The 14,314-nt window shown below is 72.3% G+C and carries 11 protein-coding genes; 6 read left to right on the top strand and 5 right to left on the bottom strand.

The annotated features are described in order from the left end of the window. Positions 1–2: 2 nt before the first annotated feature. Both B4N89_RS07545 and B4N89_RS07540 read right to left on the bottom strand, forming a co-directional pair. Positions 3–1,208 carry a prenyltransferase/squalene oxidase repeat-containing protein gene (locus B4N89_RS07545; RefSeq protein ID WP_078975088.1) on the bottom strand — a complete coding sequence of 402 codons (1,206 nt, stop codon included), beginning with the start codon at positions 1,206–1,208 and terminating at the stop codon, positions 3–5. 165 nt (positions 1,209–1,373) lie between these two features. Next, complete coding sequence (locus tag B4N89_RS07540; protein ID WP_235618513.1) at positions 1,374–2,462, bottom strand: MBL fold metallo-hydrolase; 1,089 nt, start codon at positions 2,460–2,462, stop codon at positions 1,374–1,376. 317 nt (positions 2,463–2,779) lie between these two features. Here B4N89_RS07540 and B4N89_RS07535 point away from each other — a divergent pair, with 317 nt between their 5' ends. Both B4N89_RS07535 and B4N89_RS07530 read left to right on the top strand, forming a co-directional pair. Next, positions 2,780–4,243, top strand: a complete 1,464-nt coding sequence (locus B4N89_RS07535) for an aldehyde dehydrogenase (protein ID WP_078975086.1) — start codon at positions 2,780–2,782, stop codon at positions 4,241–4,243. A gap of 58 nt (positions 4,244–4,301) precedes the next feature. Beyond that, a complete protein-coding gene (locus B4N89_RS07530; protein ID WP_078975076.1) occupies positions 4,302–4,535 on the top strand; it encodes a ferredoxin in 234 nt (77 codons plus the stop codon). 60 nt (positions 4,536–4,595) lie between these two features. On the opposite strand, the gene B4N89_RS07525 is transcribed toward B4N89_RS07530, so the two are convergent. Further along, the gene (locus B4N89_RS07525) at positions 4,596–5,201 is read right to left on the bottom strand and encodes a TetR family transcriptional regulator (protein ID WP_078975074.1); all 606 of its coding nucleotides are present in this window, start codon (positions 5,199–5,201) and stop codon (positions 4,596–4,598) included. Positions 5,202–5,374: 173 nt separating this feature from the next. Between B4N89_RS07525 and B4N89_RS07520 the strand changes: the two genes are divergently transcribed. The 4 genes from B4N89_RS07520 to B4N89_RS07505 all read left to right on the top strand — a co-directional run bounded on the left by B4N89_RS07520 (position 5,375) and on the right by B4N89_RS07505 (position 11,956). Beyond that, positions 5,375–6,859, top strand: coding sequence for a glycosyltransferase family 4 protein (locus B4N89_RS07520; protein WP_414646359.1), 1,485 nt, complete (start codon positions 5,375–5,377; stop codon positions 6,857–6,859). A gap of 65 nt (positions 6,860–6,924) precedes the next feature. Continuing rightward, positions 6,925–7,707, top strand: a complete 783-nt coding sequence (locus B4N89_RS07515) for a class I SAM-dependent methyltransferase (RefSeq protein WP_078975070.1) — start codon at positions 6,925–6,927, stop codon at positions 7,705–7,707. Continuing rightward, on the top strand, positions 7,704–8,828 hold the full coding sequence (locus B4N89_RS07510) for a prenyltransferase (protein WP_101897016.1): 1,125 nt from the start codon (positions 7,704–7,706) through the stop codon (positions 8,826–8,828). Before B4N89_RS07515 ends, B4N89_RS07510 begins: the two co-directional genes overlap by 4 nt. Positions 8,829–10,120: 1,292 nt before the next feature. Then, positions 10,121–11,956 carry a serine/threonine protein kinase gene (locus B4N89_RS07505; protein WP_078975069.1) on the top strand — a complete coding sequence of 612 codons (1,836 nt, stop codon included), beginning with the start codon at positions 10,121–10,123 and terminating at the stop codon, positions 11,954–11,956. Between the two features lie 159 nt (positions 11,957–12,115). On the opposite strand, the gene B4N89_RS07500 is transcribed toward B4N89_RS07505, so the two are convergent. Together B4N89_RS07500 and B4N89_RS07495 are read right to left on the bottom strand one after the other, a co-directional pair. Beyond that, the gene (locus tag B4N89_RS07500; protein ID WP_078975068.1) at positions 12,116–13,129 is read right to left on the bottom strand and encodes an LLM class F420-dependent oxidoreductase; all 1,014 of its coding nucleotides are present in this window, start codon (positions 13,127–13,129) and stop codon (positions 12,116–12,118) included. Between the two features lie 248 nt (positions 13,130–13,377). Continuing rightward, entirely contained in the window at positions 13,378–14,268 is an 891-nt protein-coding gene (locus B4N89_RS07495; protein ID WP_078975067.1) for a hypothetical protein, read from the bottom strand. Between the last annotated feature and the right edge of the window lie 46 nt (positions 14,269–14,314).

The raw sequence follows: 14,314 nt of genomic DNA, 5'->3' as shown, positions 1-14,314 counted from the left end.
GGTCAGTCTTCGGGGCGGGTTCGGCGCATGCCGATGATCAATGTGGCGGCCAGTAGGACCGCGATCACTGCGGCGAGGGTGTTGCGGAGGGTGTGGTCTTCCGGGCCGTTGATCAGGTTGCTCGTGTTGGCCATGTCGGCGGTGGGGGTTGGGGCCGGGCCGGTGTCTCGGAGGAGGCTTGGGAGGTTCAGGCCGCCGAATGTGGTTGCCGTGCGGTTCGTCGATACGGCCGCCAGGATCAGGGACGCCAGGCGGACCGGGTCGTTGCCGGCCATCGTCTTGGCGCCCGCCGCGAGCCAGTCGGCCGCCGCGCCCGCCTCCGCGGGGTGGCCCGTCGCGGCCAGGGCCTGGACCGCCGTCGCGGTGGCGGCGAAGTCGGTGGGGCCGCCGAGGTGGTTGCCGCCCGCCTTGAGCTTGGCGGCCAGCCACGCGGCGCCGGCCTGCGCGGCGGCCTGCCGGTTCGGCTCGGCGCCGGGGCAGGTCAGCGGCGTGACCGCGATCGACGGGGCGGCCACGGCCGGCTGGGTGCCGTAGCCGAGGGCCAGCACGGCGCGCGCGGTCAGCAGCGGGTCGACCGGGGCGCCCGGCCCACCGGGAAACGCCCCCCGGTCCGGGGCGGGCGCGCCGCAGCGCGACTGGGCCGCCCCGAGCGCGTCCGTCGGGGTGCGCCCCTGCGGCGTACGGAGCAGTTCCGGCGAGGTGCCGGCCGTGACGATCGCGCTCGTCGCGGCGGCCGTCGCGGTCGCGTCACCGACCGCGTTCGGCCCGGGCACACTCGCGAACGAGCCGTCGGCGAGCTGCTTGGACCGCAGCCAGTCGACCCCCCGGGCCACCCGCGCGTCGTACGTCCGCAGCGCCCGCAACGCCTCGATCGCGGTCGCGGTCGCCACGGTGTCCTCACGCGCGGCGTCGCACGGCGCGCCCGGATCGGCCCGATACGCGGTGAACCCGCCGTCGGCGCACTGCTGTCCGAGCAGCCACTCGATCGCGGTCGGCGCCGGCCGCGTGTCGGTCGAGGCCAGCGCCATGATCGCCAACGACTGCCGGTAGACGCCGTCCGTGGTCGGGTCGGTCTTCCCGTACAGCGCGGGCGGCACCGGCGTCGGCGTGTCGGCCGAGGCCACGCCCCCCGTCCAAGCCGAGCACAACAGCGCCGTCGTGAGCACGGAGGCCGCCGCGGCGCGCCTGCGGCGTCGGGGGGAGGGCATGCATGGCCTTTCGTGAACGCCGATCGGAGCGAAGCGGATCCGATCGGATCGGATCGCGGTGCGGACCGCGGAACCGACCGCGGACCGGACCCGCCGACAGGCCCTTCGACAGGCCCGCCGCAAGTCCCGGCCAACCCTACCCGGGTGCCCTGTCGGCCCCGGGGGTCACAGGGCCGTGTAGCGCACCGGGTCGCCATGCGCCTCGGCCGCGGCGCGGCCCCGCTTGACCAGGTGGCGCAGGTGCGCGGCGGCCTCACTGAGCGCCAACTGCCGGTTCTGCGCGCCCAACCGCGCCCACGGGCGGTTCCAGTCCATGCCCTCGGCGATCTGCCACAGGGTCAGCGAGCGCTCGCGCAGCCGCGCGTGCAGCGCGGCGAGCCGGACCTCGTGCAACCGGGCCACCTCGGCGGCCCGGCCCGCCGCGTCGGTGAAGACGTGCTCGTGGGCGGGCAGTACGCCGGTGATCGGCAGCCGCGCGACACGTGTCAGCGAGGCGAGGAAGTCGCCGAGCGGATCGGCCTCCTCGGCATCGTCGTAGAGCCCGATGTGCGGGGTGATCGACGGCAGCAGGTGATCGCCGGAGAGCAGCCGACCGTCGCCGTCCTCCAGGTGCAGGCAGACATGGCCGGGGGTGTGCCCGGGCGTCCACACGGTACGCACCGCCCGACCCGGCGCGGGCGCGAGTTCGCCGTGCACCAACTCCCGGTCGGGCACCGCGTAGCGCAGACGCGGCCGGGTGCCGTCGTCCGCGCCCCGGGTCCGCAGCGCGGTCAGCGCGTCGACGGCCTCCTGCGGCGCGCCCGCCAGGGTCAGCACCTCCAGATGGTGCCGCAACCAGGCCGCGCGCGGCGCGGCGTTGATCTGCTCGACCTGCTGCGCGTCGGCCGCGTGCAGCGCGATCCACGCGCCGGAGACCTCGCGCACCTTCTCCGACAGCCCGTGGTGGTCCGGGTGGGCGTGGGTGACCAGGACGCCGTGTACGTCCTCGATCGAGGTGCCGACCTCGACCAGGCCGTCGACGAGGGCGCGATAGGAGATCGGGTCGTCCCAGCCCGCGTCGACCAGGACCGGCCCGGCGTCGGTTTCGAGCACGTAGACGAGCGTGCAGCCGAGCGGATTGTTCGGGATCGGAACCGGCACGGTCCACACACCGTTGCCCAGATCGGCGACGGTGGGCGCATCGGCACGGGCAGCCGACCCGGCGGCATCGGCATCCGGCACGGGAGGAATGGGGCGATCGGACGCGGTGGTCATGGGCGGCCTCCTTCTCGACGGTTCTCGAAGCGGCGCCCAACGGCCGCCGGATGGGCGTCCGGCTCCGATGATCACCATAGAACACGTTCTCTCATACACCACCGGGCCGGTCATTTGAGGGGTCGTCAGATCGAGATCCGGCACGTACGATCCTTACCTGTCAGCCGGTGAGACTCCAGTCTCATTCGAGCCGTGAATCCGTTGTTCCCTCATCGGCGAACTGGTATCTGTTCTAGTCGGAGTTCTGCTCAACGTCCGCAAGCCCCACCGCAAGCCCCTGTACCGCGCGCAGCGTGTGCGCACCGAGGAGGACCGTGATGACGGATATCGTGGAGCACAGCCAACTGGTCATCGGCGGACAGCTGGTCGACCCGCTGGGCACGGACACGATCGAGGTCGTCTCGCCGCACACCGAAGAGGTCATCGCGCGTGTCCCGCACGCGTCGACCGCCGACGTGGACGCCGCGGTCGCCGCCGCGCGCAAGGCGTTCGAAGAGGGCCCGTGGCCGCGGATGTCGCTGGACGAGCGGATCACCATCCTGGAGAAGATCCGCGACGGCTTCATGACGCGATCACAGGAACTCGCCGAGGTGGTCGCCTCGCAGAACGGCTCGCCGGTCGGCTGGGGCCTGTTCGCGCAGGCCATCGGCGCCGGGATGATCTACGACACGGTCGCCAAGATCGCCCGCGAGTACCGGTGGGAGGAAAAGCGCACAGGCCTGCTCAACCCGCTGCTGGTGCGCCGCGAGCCGGTCGGTGTGGTGGCCGCCGTGGTGCCGTGGAACGTCCCGCAGTTCGTCACCGCCGCCAAGCTCGCGCCGGCCATCGCGTCCGGCTGTACGGTCGTGCTCAAGCCCTCGCCCGAGACGCCGCTCGACTCGTACATCCTGGCCGAGATCTGCCGGGACGCGGGCCTGCCCGACGGCGTGCTGAGCATCGTCGCCGCGGACCGCGAGGTCAGCGAGTACCTGGTCGGCCACCCCGGCATCGACAAGGTCGCGTTCACCGGCTCGGTCGGCGCGGGCAAGCGGATCATGGAGGTCGCCGCGCGCAACCTCACCCGGGTCACGCTGGAACTGGGTGGCAAGTCGGCGGCGATCATCCTGCCCGACGCCGACCTGGAGCACACCGCGACCACGCTGCTGCCGAACTCGTACATGAACAACGGCCAGGCGTGCGTGGCGCAGACCCGGATCCTGGCCCCGCGCGCCCGCTACGACGAGATCGCCGAGCGCTTCGCCGCGTGGGTGGGCGAACTCAAGGTCGGCGACCCGATGGCGGCCGACACCCAGGTCGGCCCGCTGGTGGCCAAGCGCCAGCAGCAGCGCTCGCTCGACTACATCCGCATCGGCCAGGAGGAGGGCGCCAAGATCCTCGCCGGCGGCGGTCGTCCCGAGGCGCAGGAGAAGGGCTGGTACGTCGAGCCCACCCTGTTCGGCGACGTGGACAACTCGATGCGGATCGCCCAGGAGGAGATCTTCGGCCCGGTCGTGGCGCTGATCGCCTACGACGACGAGGAGCAGGCGATCGCCCTGGCCAACGATTCCGACTTCGGCCTCTCGGGCAGCGTCTGGACGACGGACATCGAGAAGGGGATCGACGTGGCCCGGCGGATCCGGACCGGTACGTACTCGGTGAACACGTTCGGCCTCGACTTCTTCGGCCCGTTCGGCGGCTACAAGAACTCGGGCATCGGACGCGAGTTCGGCATCGAGGGGCTCGACGCGTACACCGAGGCCAAGTCCATCGCGCTGCCCGCGGGTTACGACGCGCAGATCTGACCGTCGCGGCCGCGGGCCGCGCGGGCGGACGCAAGAGCCGAGCGAAAGAGGAGTATCGATGGGTGATCGCTGGCGGGTCGAGGTCGACCGGAGCGTATGCATCGGGTCGGGCATGTGCATCGGCAGCGCGCCGAACGACTTCAAGCTGGACGCGGGTCGGCAGTCGCACCCGACGGCGGGAGAGACGGACGCCTCGGACGCGATCCTGGAGGCGGCCGAGAGCTGCCCGGTCGAGGCCATCTCGATCGTGGACGCGACCTCCGGCGCGACCGTGTTCCCGCCGGAGGACTAGCGCGAGTGCTCCGGCCGGGCCGAAGCGGTCCCGGCCGGGCGCCCTCGCGGCGGCCGGGCCTCAGTCCTCGGGGATCAGCCGGCAGACGGTTTCGATGTCGGTGCGGACCTGGGCGATCGAGGCGCGGCCGTTCAGCCAGGCGATCAGGGACGAGTGCCACGTGTGGGTGATCACCCGGATCACCGCCAATTCCTCCGTGGTCGGCTCGTTCGGCGGCTCGTCGCCGCTGATCGCCTCCAGGATCATCGACGTGGTCTCCCGGCTGACCGTGTCCACCTCGGCACCGACCGAGCGGTCCGCGAACTGGAGCGCCCGCATCATCGCCTCGGTCAGGTGCGGCTCGCGCTGCATCCCCTTGAACGCCCGGAGCAGGGTGTCCACCACCCGCTCACGCGCGCCGGCGCTCTTCGGCGGGCGGCGGCGCAACTGGCCGTGCAGCTGATCCAGCTGGTCGTACATGGTGGCCACCAGCAGGTGCACCTTGGACGGGAAGTAGCGGTACAGCGTGCCGAGCGCCACCTCGGACAGCTCCGCGACCTCGCGCATCTGCACCGATTCGTAACCGCCTCGGGCGGCCAGTTGGGTGGTCGCGCGCAGGATGCGGCGGCGGCGTGCCTCCTGGCGCTCGGTCAGCGGCGCCCGGTCGGCCTTCGTATACGTCGTCATGTCAGCCTCTCGATGCGCGGCGGTCCGCCGGGCGGTGTGTTACGGGTCACGCGGTGTGCGTCGCAGGAGGTACCCGGCGGTATCTTGGCTGGTCTCCGACGAGCACATACTGAAACCTGTTCTAGATTACGCGACTACTATGCTCCGACGAGGGCAGCGATAGGGGGCCATTCGTGACACGGGAGACCGCATCCGCTGTGAACGCCCAGGTGGGCCCGGCGCGGACCTCCCCGGAGCGACCCCTGCGAATCGCCCTGCTGGCGTATCGGGGCGACCCGTACTGCGGCGGACAGGGAGTTTACGTCCGCCACCTCTCCCGCGAACTCACCAGGCTCGGACACGAGGTCGAGGTGATCTCCGGCCCGCCGTACGCGGTCGTGGACGAGGGCGTGAAGCTGACCACACTGCCCAGCCTGGACCTGTACCGCGAACCGGATCCGTTCCGGCTGCCCAGGCTGCGCGAGTATCGCGACTGGATCGACGTGCTCGAGGTCGGCGGCATGCTGACCGCGGGCTTTCCGGAGCCGTTGACCTTCTCGCTGCGCGCGTGGCGGCACCTGGCGGCCCGCCGCGGCGAGTTCGACGTGGTGCACGACAACCAGACCCTGGGCTACGGGCAACTCGCGCTGCCCCGGCTCGGGTTCCCGCTGGTCACCACGATCCACCACCCGATCACGGTGGACCGCGCGCTGGAGATCGGCGAGGCCACCACGCTGCGGCGCAAGGCCACGCTGCACCGCTGGTACGGGTTCACCACCATGCAAAAGCGGGTGTCCGCCCGGCTGACCGAGGTGGTCACCGTCTCCGGCTCGTCCAAGGCAGAGATCGTCGACCACCTGGGCGTCTCGCCCAGTCGGGTCACCGTGGTGCCGGTGGGCGCCGACACCGACCGCTTCGCGCCGGACCCCTCGGTGGCCAAGGTGCCCGGTCGGATCGTGACCACGGCGAGCGCGGACGTACCGCTCAAGGGCCTGATCCACCTGGTCGAGGCGCTGGCCAAGCTGCGCGCCGAACACGACCGGCTCGAACTCGTGGTGGTCGGCCGGCCCAAGGGCGACGGCCCGGTGTTGCGCGCGATCGAGCGGCTCGGGCTGGGCTCGACCATCCGCTTCGTGTCCGAACTCACCGACGACGAACTGGTCGACCTGATCCGCAGCGCCGAGATCGCCTGCGTGCCGTCGCTCTACGAGGGCTTCTCGCTGCCCGCCGCCGAGGCGATGGCGTGCGGGACGGCGCTGGTGGCGAGTACGGGCGGGGCGATCCCGGAGGTCGCCGGGCCGGACGGGGTGACCTGCCTGGCGGTGCCGCCGGGCGACCCGGAGGCGCTGCGCGCGGCACTGGGCCGACTGCTCGACGACCCCGAACTGCGGGCCCGGCTGGCCGAGGCGGGCCGCGCCCGGGTGCTCGAACGGTTCACGTGGCGCAATACGGCGGTGCGTACCGTGGAGCGGTATCGGGCGGCGCTCGCGGCCGGTCCCATCGCGCCGAGTACGGCCGGTGCGGGGCGACGCGGGTTGACCGAGCGGGCGAGCGACGTGCTGCTCGGCCGGTCGCCGTTCGGGCGGGTGTCGGCGGGTGGCCCGGTGACGGGCGGTGCCGCGCCGCATCGTCCGCCGGCGTCGTCCGCGCCGCCCGCCGTCGGATCCGGAAACAGCTGACCACAGCCCATCCTCGCCGGGCGCCCCCGCAACCGGTTCGCGCACTACGAGACGGAGTCGCCGACTTGCTCACCGTGGATTTCTCCCGCTTTCCCCTGGCCCCCGGGGATCGGGTCCTGGACATGGGTTGTGGCGGTGGCCGGCACGCCTTCGAGGCATACCGGCGCGGCGCCGACGTGGTCGCGCTGGACCGGAACGCGAAGGACATCGCCGAGGTCGACGCGATGTTCGCCTCGATGCGGGCAGCCGGCGAGGTCCCGGCCGGGGCCCGCGCCGAGGCGATGGTCGGTGACGCGCTGGCGCTGCCCTTCCCGGACGCGAGCTTCGACCGGGTGATCATCTCCGAGGTCCTGGAGCACATCCCGGACGACAAGGGTGTGCTGGGCGAACTGTTCCGGGTGCTCAAGCCGGGCGGGCTGGCCGCGATGACGGTGCCGCGCTACGGGCCGGAGAAGATCTGCTGGGCGCTGTCCGACGCGTATCACGAGGTCGAGGGCGGGCACATCCGGATCTACAAGGGCGACGAGTTCGCCGCCCGGATCCGCGAGTCGGGACTGCGGCCGTACGGCACGCACCACACGCACGCGCTGCACTCGCCGTACTGGTGGATCAAGTGCGCGGTCGGCGTGGACAACGACAAGGCGCTCCCCGTCCGGGCCTGGCACAAGCTCCTGGTCTGGGACATCATGAAGCGCCCGCTGGCCACGCGGCTCGCGGAGAAGGCGCTGGACCCGCTGATCGGGAAGAGCCTGGTGGTCTACGCCACCAAGCCGCGGCCGACGGGGGAGACGGACACCGAAGCCGGGGCCGCCGCTCCCGACGGGATGCTCGATGGGGCGGGCGCATGAGCCTCGCCCGGCCGGGATCCGAGCCGGCGCTCGAACTGCTGGCCCTGGAAGGCGTGCTGACCGTCGATCAGGTCGCCGCGACGATCGACGGCATCGCCGCGGTACAGCGGCCCGACGGGTCGATCCCGTGGTTCGTCGGCGGACACCTCGACCCGTGGGACCACACCGAGGCCGCGATGGCGCTCGACGTGGCCGGCCGGCACGACGAGGCCGAGCGGGCCTATCGCTGGCTGGCGAGCCGCCAGGAGCCGGACGGCTCGTGGTACGCGGCGTACGTCGACGGCGAGGTGACCGACCGCAACAAGGAGGCCAACTTCACCGCCTACCTCGCGGTCGGCCTGTGGCACCACCATCTGCTCACCGGGGACGAGGAGTTCCTGGTCCGGATGTGGCCGAAGCTGCGCGCGGCGATGGGCTTCATCCTCGAACTCCAGGCTCCCGGCGGCGAGATCCGCTGGAAGCGGGACGAACACGGCGTGCCGGTACCGGACGCGCTGCTCACCGGGTCGGCGAGCATGTACCAGGCGCTGCGCTGCGCGCTGGCCATCGCGGAACACCTCGGCGAGCCGCAGCCGGACTGGGAGTTGGCGGCCGGTCGACTGGGCCACGCGGTGCTCTCGCACCCGGAGCGCTTCCTGGACAAGAGCCGCTACTCGATGGACTGGTACTACCCGATCCTGGGCACCGCGCTGCGCGGACCGGCCGCTAACGGGCGGATCAAGGACGCGTGGGACACCTTCGTGGTGCCGGACCTGGGCGTGCGGTGCGTCTCCGACCGCCCGTGGGTGACCGGTGCGGAGAGTTGCGAACTGGCCATCGCGCTGTGGGCGTTGGGCGAGAGCGACCGGGCGGTGGAGATCGTCTCGTGGATCCAGCGCCTGCGCCACGAGGACGGCCTGTACTGGACCGGCTACGTCTTCGAGGACGACGCCATCTGGCCGGTGGAGCGCACGGCTTGGACAGCGGGCGCGATGATCCTGGCCACCGCGGCCCTTGGTGGCGAACCGGCGACGACGGCGGTGTTCGGGGGAGCGCCTACGGCTTTCGAGGGCGATGGGCTGCCGGTGGGGCTGGACCCGGCGCAGGTGCGGTGCGGGTCGGACATCTGCGTCAGGGGCTGAGCGGCGGGTGGGTCGTGGGGGTTGGCGGGCCTAGGGGGTGGGCCGGCGAACTTGGGTCAGTGGGGGAGGGCTGAGGTGGCGCGGCTGTGTTGGGTGTGGCGCGGCTGGGGTTGCGGGGTGGGTGGGGCGCGGTGGGGTGCTGGGTCGCGGGGGAGCAGGGCGGGGGCGTGTGGGTTGTGGTGCGGCTCGGGTTGCGGGGCGGGGGGCCGAGGTCGCGGGTCGAGGGGCGAGCGGGTCGGGGGGCGGGGTCGTGTGGGCTGTGACGCGGCTTGGGTTGCGGGGTGGGGGCGCGGTGTGAGGCCGGGGTCGTGAGGTGAGCGGGTCGGGTGGGCCGGGGTCGTGGTGGTGGCGGCGGCTTTTTGTTGGGCGCTTCGCGCCGGCTCGCGAGGGACCACTTTTTCTCTCCCCCGCTTCGCTCCTCCGAGAAAAAGCGGCCCCTCGCTCGGGGCCGGCTGTCCCTCCGCTTCGCTCCGGGCCATCCGACCCAAACTCAGCGGCTCCGCCGCTCTCCGCGCTTCGCGCGTCGATCGCGTGGGCGGCCAGGGTCGTGGGCGCTGACGCGCCACGGGGGTGAGGGGCGGGAGGCCAGGCTCGCGACACGACGCGGGCCACTCCCGAGGCGGCCACTGTCGCGACACGGGCCTTGCCCGGTGAGCCGAGTCGTTGGTGCATCCCGTCGGCGCGTCAGCGCCCACGACCCTGGTCGAGGTGGTGATCGACGCGCGAAGCGCGGAGAGCGGCGGAGCCGCCGCTTGTTTTTTGGGCTGGGCGACCCGGAGCGAAGCGGAGGGGCGCACAGCCGCGAGCGGGGTGCCGCTTTTCTGCGGAGGAGCGAAGCGGGGGAGCAGAAAAGCGGTGCCCCGCGAGCCGGCGCGAAGCGCCCAACAAAAAGCCGCCGCCGCGACCACGACATCGCTCACCCACCCCGCCCGAACCACGACCCGGGCCACCCACCCCACCCGCAACCCGACCTCACCACCCCACCCACCCACATCTCACCCTCACTCCCCCACCCCTCACCCACCACACCCCCGCCCTGCCGCCTCCACCCCGCGCGCCTCCCATCGCTTCCACCCACCCCACCCCGCCCCGCCTCGTCCCACCCCGCCCCGCCTCGTCCCACCCCGCCTCGTCCCACCCTCCACAACCCCACCCCAACGCCCGATCGCGCCGCTCCCGGTTCCGCCACACCGACGTGTCCCCGTCGGGTCGGGTGACCGTGGTCTCAGGACATTCGAGAGCGGCAATAGGGTTTGACCAGGGGGCTGGGTTGTTCGGGTGACGAGGTGGGTATGGCGGCTGGGTTGGAGCCTGGGGATCGAATAGGGCCCTACACGGTGGTGGGGCTGCTGGGGGTCGGTAGCCCCGGCTGGGTGTATCTGGCGCGGACCGGTGCCGGGCGGCCGATGGCCGTGCGGATGTTGTACGGCGAGCAGCAGGGGATCAAGCGCGCGCAGAAGGTGCGCGGGCCCGGCGTGGTCGAGGTGATCGGCAGCGGCGGAGCGGCCCGCAACCCGTGGGTGGCCTCGGTGTACGTGCCGGCGCCGTCGCTCGCCGACCTGGTGATCTCGTGTGGACCGCTGACGCCCGACGCGGTGCGCTGGCTCGCGGCCGGGATCGCCGAGGGGCTGGGAACGATCCATCAGGCGTCGCTGGTCCACGGTGACCTGCGGCCCGCGCAGATCGTGGTGGCCTCCGACGGGCCGAGGGTGACCGGATTCGGGATCACGGGCGCGGGCCCGGATGCCCCGCTCGCCGCGCCCGGCTACCTCGCGCCCGAACAGGCGCGTGGGGAGGAGCCGGTACCGGCCTCCGATGTCTACGCGCTCGGTGCGCTGCTGTGTTTCGCGGCGACCGGCCATGCCCCGCACTCCGGTGTGGGGGAGGCGGCGATTCGGCGGAGCGTGGCGACCGGTGAGCCCGAACTGGCCGATGTACCGGCCGAAATCGCCGACCTGATCCGGTCCTGCCTGATGCGGGATCCGGAAGATCGGCCCACCGCACGGGAGTTGCTGGACGGGGCCGCCGGGGCGTTGACGGCTCGGGAGGGTGCCTACGGGGCCGCCTCGTGGCTCCCGGGCGCCGCCCTGGAGTTGATCGACGCGTACCACCGCCGCGGCCGCCTGGTCGGCGACCCGCCGACCGTACCCCTCGCGGACCGCCGCGGGTCGGCCGAGCCGGTCAAGCCGCCCGAGCCGCCCGAGCAAGAAGAGCCGGACAACCGGGACGAGCCCGTCGACTCGGCCGCGGCCGATGCCGACGTGACCCCGGATCCGGCGGAACCGCGACGCTCGGGCGACTCCGAATCGGACCCGAAACCCGCCGCGTCGACCCAGTCGAAACCGCCCGAACCCGACACCACCGGCGCCCGCGAGACCGCCGAAACCGCCGAAACGATGCAACTCGCCAAGATCGTCCAGGCCATGGTGCCGCGGATCGACGACAGCGACGATCGGCAGGACCCCTACGACGTGCCCGAGCCGGCCGAGGTGCACGAAGGTGGTGGGGCCAGTTGGGTACTGGTGGCCGCTCTCGTGGTGATCGCGCTGGTGGGCGGGCTGCTGGCCGGGGTCGCCTACGAGCGGGGGCGCGAGGATCGGGAGCGCGGGGCGGTGGGGCCCGCCGGGGTGCCGACCGCAGGCAGCTCCGGCGATCCGATCGCGGCCTTCGTGGCCTCGGTACAGGTCGGGGCCTGTGTGGACTTCGCCGGCGACGGATCGCCGACCTGGCAGCCCGTCGGACCACGCACGCTGCCCTGTGAGGATCCGGCGGCGCGACAGCGGGTGCTGGCCCGTACCTCGGCCGGCGGCGGCACGGCGGACTGCATGAGCACCGACGGGCGCAGCCGGTGGCCGATCGCCCCCGGGCAGCCCGCGCTGTGCCTGGAGCGGATCTTCCGCCCCGGCGAGTGTGTGCCGGCGGAGGTGCGCGACGGGCGGCAGTGGGCCTTCCTGGCCGCGCTCGTACCGTGCCAGGGCGCCTTCTCACGGAACGGCCAGAGCCGGTTGCGCGTCGACGAGATCCATCCGATGCCCTCACCCACCGGCACCACCTGCCCCGGCCGGTCCCCGGTCTACTATCCGCTGCCCTCCCGAGGACAGGAACTGTGCATGTCAACGGTCACGTAGACCAGGAACCCGACCCGAGAACCCCACCCGAGAACCAACCCGGGGCCCGGCCCGAGAACCCCACCCGAGAACCAACCCGGGGCCCGCCCGAGAACCCCACCCGGGAACCCAACCCAAAAACCCAACCCGGACCCCCACACCGGCCATCACAACCCCGCGTCAGGACACCAACTCGGCCATCAGCCGCAGGGCCCCCGGGTCGCGGGTGGTGACGATCATGTCGGTGACATGCGGGTCGGCGGCCCACGCGGCGAACCGTTCGCGGATCCGGGCCGCCGGGCCGACGAGCGCGATCTCGTCGACGAAGGCGCTCGGTACCGCCGCGATCGCCTCGTCGCGCTTGCCGGCCGCGAACAACTCCTGGATCCGGTCCGCCTCCTCGGCATAGCCGAACCGGCGCATCAGGTCCGCGTGGAAGTTCTTGTTCTTCGCGCCCATCCCGCCGACGTAGAAGCCCATCGCCGCCTTGATCGGGAACATCGCCTGCTCGACGTCGTCACCGAGGGCCACCTGCACCATCGGCGCGATCCGGAAGCCCGCCGGCTTGTCCCGCAGCGCGTCCGCGTACACCTCGGGACGGGTCGGCGCCCAGTGCAACGGCAGCCAGCCGTCCGCGATCCGCGTGGTCAGGTGCACGTTCTTCGGCCCCTCGGCGCCGAGGAAGATCGGCAAATCCGCGCGCAGCGGGTGGGTGATCGACTTGAGCGGCTTGCCGAGCCCGCTGCCGTCGTCGCCCGCGTACGGGTGCTGCGCGTAGCGGCCCTCGGCCACCACCGGCCCCTCGCGGCGCAGCACCTGCCGGATCACGTCCACGTACTCGCGGGTGAAGGTCAGCGGACTCTTCGGGAACGGCCGCCCGTACCAGCCCTCGACCACCTGCGGCCCGGAGAGCCCGAGGCCGAGGATCATCCGCCCGCCGGACAGGTGGTCCAGGGTCAGCGCGTGCATCGCGGTCGCGGTGGGGGTGCGGGCGGTCATCTGGGTGACGGCGGTACCCAGTGCGATCCGCGAGGTGTTGGCCGCGATCCAGGTCAGCGGGGTGAACACGTCCGAGCCCCACGACTCGGCGGTCCAGACCGAGTCGAAGCCGAGGCGTTCGGCCTCGCGCGCCGTCTCGACGAAGTCGGCGGACGGGCCTCGGCCCCAGTACCCGAACGTCAGACCCAGCCTCATGGCGGTACCTCCATGTTTGCCCACGGTTGCCCGAAGTCGTACGGAACCGCGCGACGCGGCGTGACGCGGCGCGGGAAATCGCCTCCGCAGACTAGAACACGTTTTACTTTTCGGGGAGGCCGCCTCCCCCGGCGACCCGGCCCACCCGCCCGCGGGCAGGCGAAAGGGCGCCGTCCGAAGTGGACGACGCCCCTGCCTGCGTCTATTCGCGGGGTCTCGGCATCACCGGTTCCTCGGGAGCACCGGTGTCACGAGCGCTGGATGCCCATCGTGTTCTGGAGCACGCCGCGCACGTTGTCGACCTCGACGAGCAGGCCGTTCGGGTGCTCGGCCACCGCCAGGTACCAGACGCCCGTGTTCAGCACGCCCTTCTCCTGGTTGGTGTGCTCGTCCAGCATCGGGCGCGAGTCCGGCACCGAGAACCAGAAGGGCTGGAACGGCGCACCGCCCGGGGCGGGCTGCTGCCCACCGCCGGGGCCCTGCGGGCCCGGGGCGCCGAAGCCGCCCTGCGGCCCCTGGGGACCCTGCGGAGCCGGGCCGCCGAAGCCGCCCTGCTGCGGGGCACCGCCGTACGGCTGCTGACCCTGGGGGCCCTGCGGGCCGCCGTAGGGCGCGCCGCCGAACTGCTGCTGACCCTGCGGGGCGCCGTAGGGGCCGGGCTGACCCGCACCCGGACCCCGACCACCCGCGCCGAGCAGCGGCGCTTGGAGGGCGGGTACGAGGGTGACGGCGACCATCGTCGCAGCCAGCACGAGCACCAGCAGGATGATGATGATGCCGCCGAACTTCATCTCGGCGCCGTCACCGGCCCGGTTGATCGACCAGAGAGCGTTGATCGGCGAGACCACCGCGAGCGGCAGCGCCCACTGACGTACCGTCAGTCCGAGGATCTGGCGCTCGCCCAGTTGCGGCAGCAGCCCGCCCAGGATGTAGAGCACGGCCGCGATGATCGGGGTCAGCACGACCGCGAAGATCGTCGGAGCGATGTCACCGGACCAGGCGTTCACGCTGGCCGAGTACGTCCGGCCACCGACGGTGACATCCTTGGACCCGATGTAGTCCAAGAAGGAAAAGATGAAGATGAGCACGGCGGCGACCCCGATGACCGCGTCGCCACGCGAGAGCTTTCTGACGTCCACTGATACTCCTCCCGAGGGGGATGGGCGCCGACAGCGTACGGGGGCG

The organism is Embleya scabrispora (assembly GCF_002024165.1).
Lineage (GTDB): Bacteria > Actinomycetota > Actinomycetes > Streptomycetales > Streptomycetaceae > Embleya > Embleya scabrispora_A.
The sequence above is the reverse complement of the archived record's forward strand: the minus strand, read 5'-3'. Positions and strand labels throughout refer to the sequence as shown.

Excerpts from the sequence above, each read along its gene's own strand:
- B4N89_RS07545 (WP_078975088.1), bottom strand. The coding sequence starts at position 1,208 with ATGCCCTCCCCCCGACGCCGCAGGCGCGCCGCGGCGGCCTCCGTGCTC.
- B4N89_RS07540 (WP_235618513.1), bottom strand. The coding sequence starts at position 2,462 with ATGACCACCGCGTCCGATCGCCCCATTCCTCCCGTGCCGGATGCCGAT.
- B4N89_RS07535 (WP_078975086.1), top strand. The coding sequence starts at position 2,780 with ATGACGGATATCGTGGAGCACAGCCAACTGGTCATCGGCGGACAGCTG.
- B4N89_RS07530 (WP_078975076.1), top strand. The coding sequence starts at position 4,302 with ATGGGTGATCGCTGGCGGGTCGAGGTCGACCGGAGCGTATGCATCGGG.
- B4N89_RS07525 (WP_078975074.1), bottom strand. The coding sequence starts at position 5,201 with ATGACGACGTATACGAAGGCCGACCGGGCGCCGCTGACCGAGCGCCAG.
- B4N89_RS07510 (WP_101897016.1), top strand. The coding sequence starts at position 7,704 with ATGAGCCTCGCCCGGCCGGGATCCGAGCCGGCGCTCGAACTGCTGGCC.
- B4N89_RS07505 (WP_078975069.1), top strand. The coding sequence starts at position 10,121 with ATGGCGGCTGGGTTGGAGCCTGGGGATCGAATAGGGCCCTACACGGTG.
- B4N89_RS07500 (WP_078975068.1), bottom strand. The coding sequence starts at position 13,129 with ATGAGGCTGGGTCTGACGTTCGGGTACTGGGGCCGAGGCCCGTCCGCC.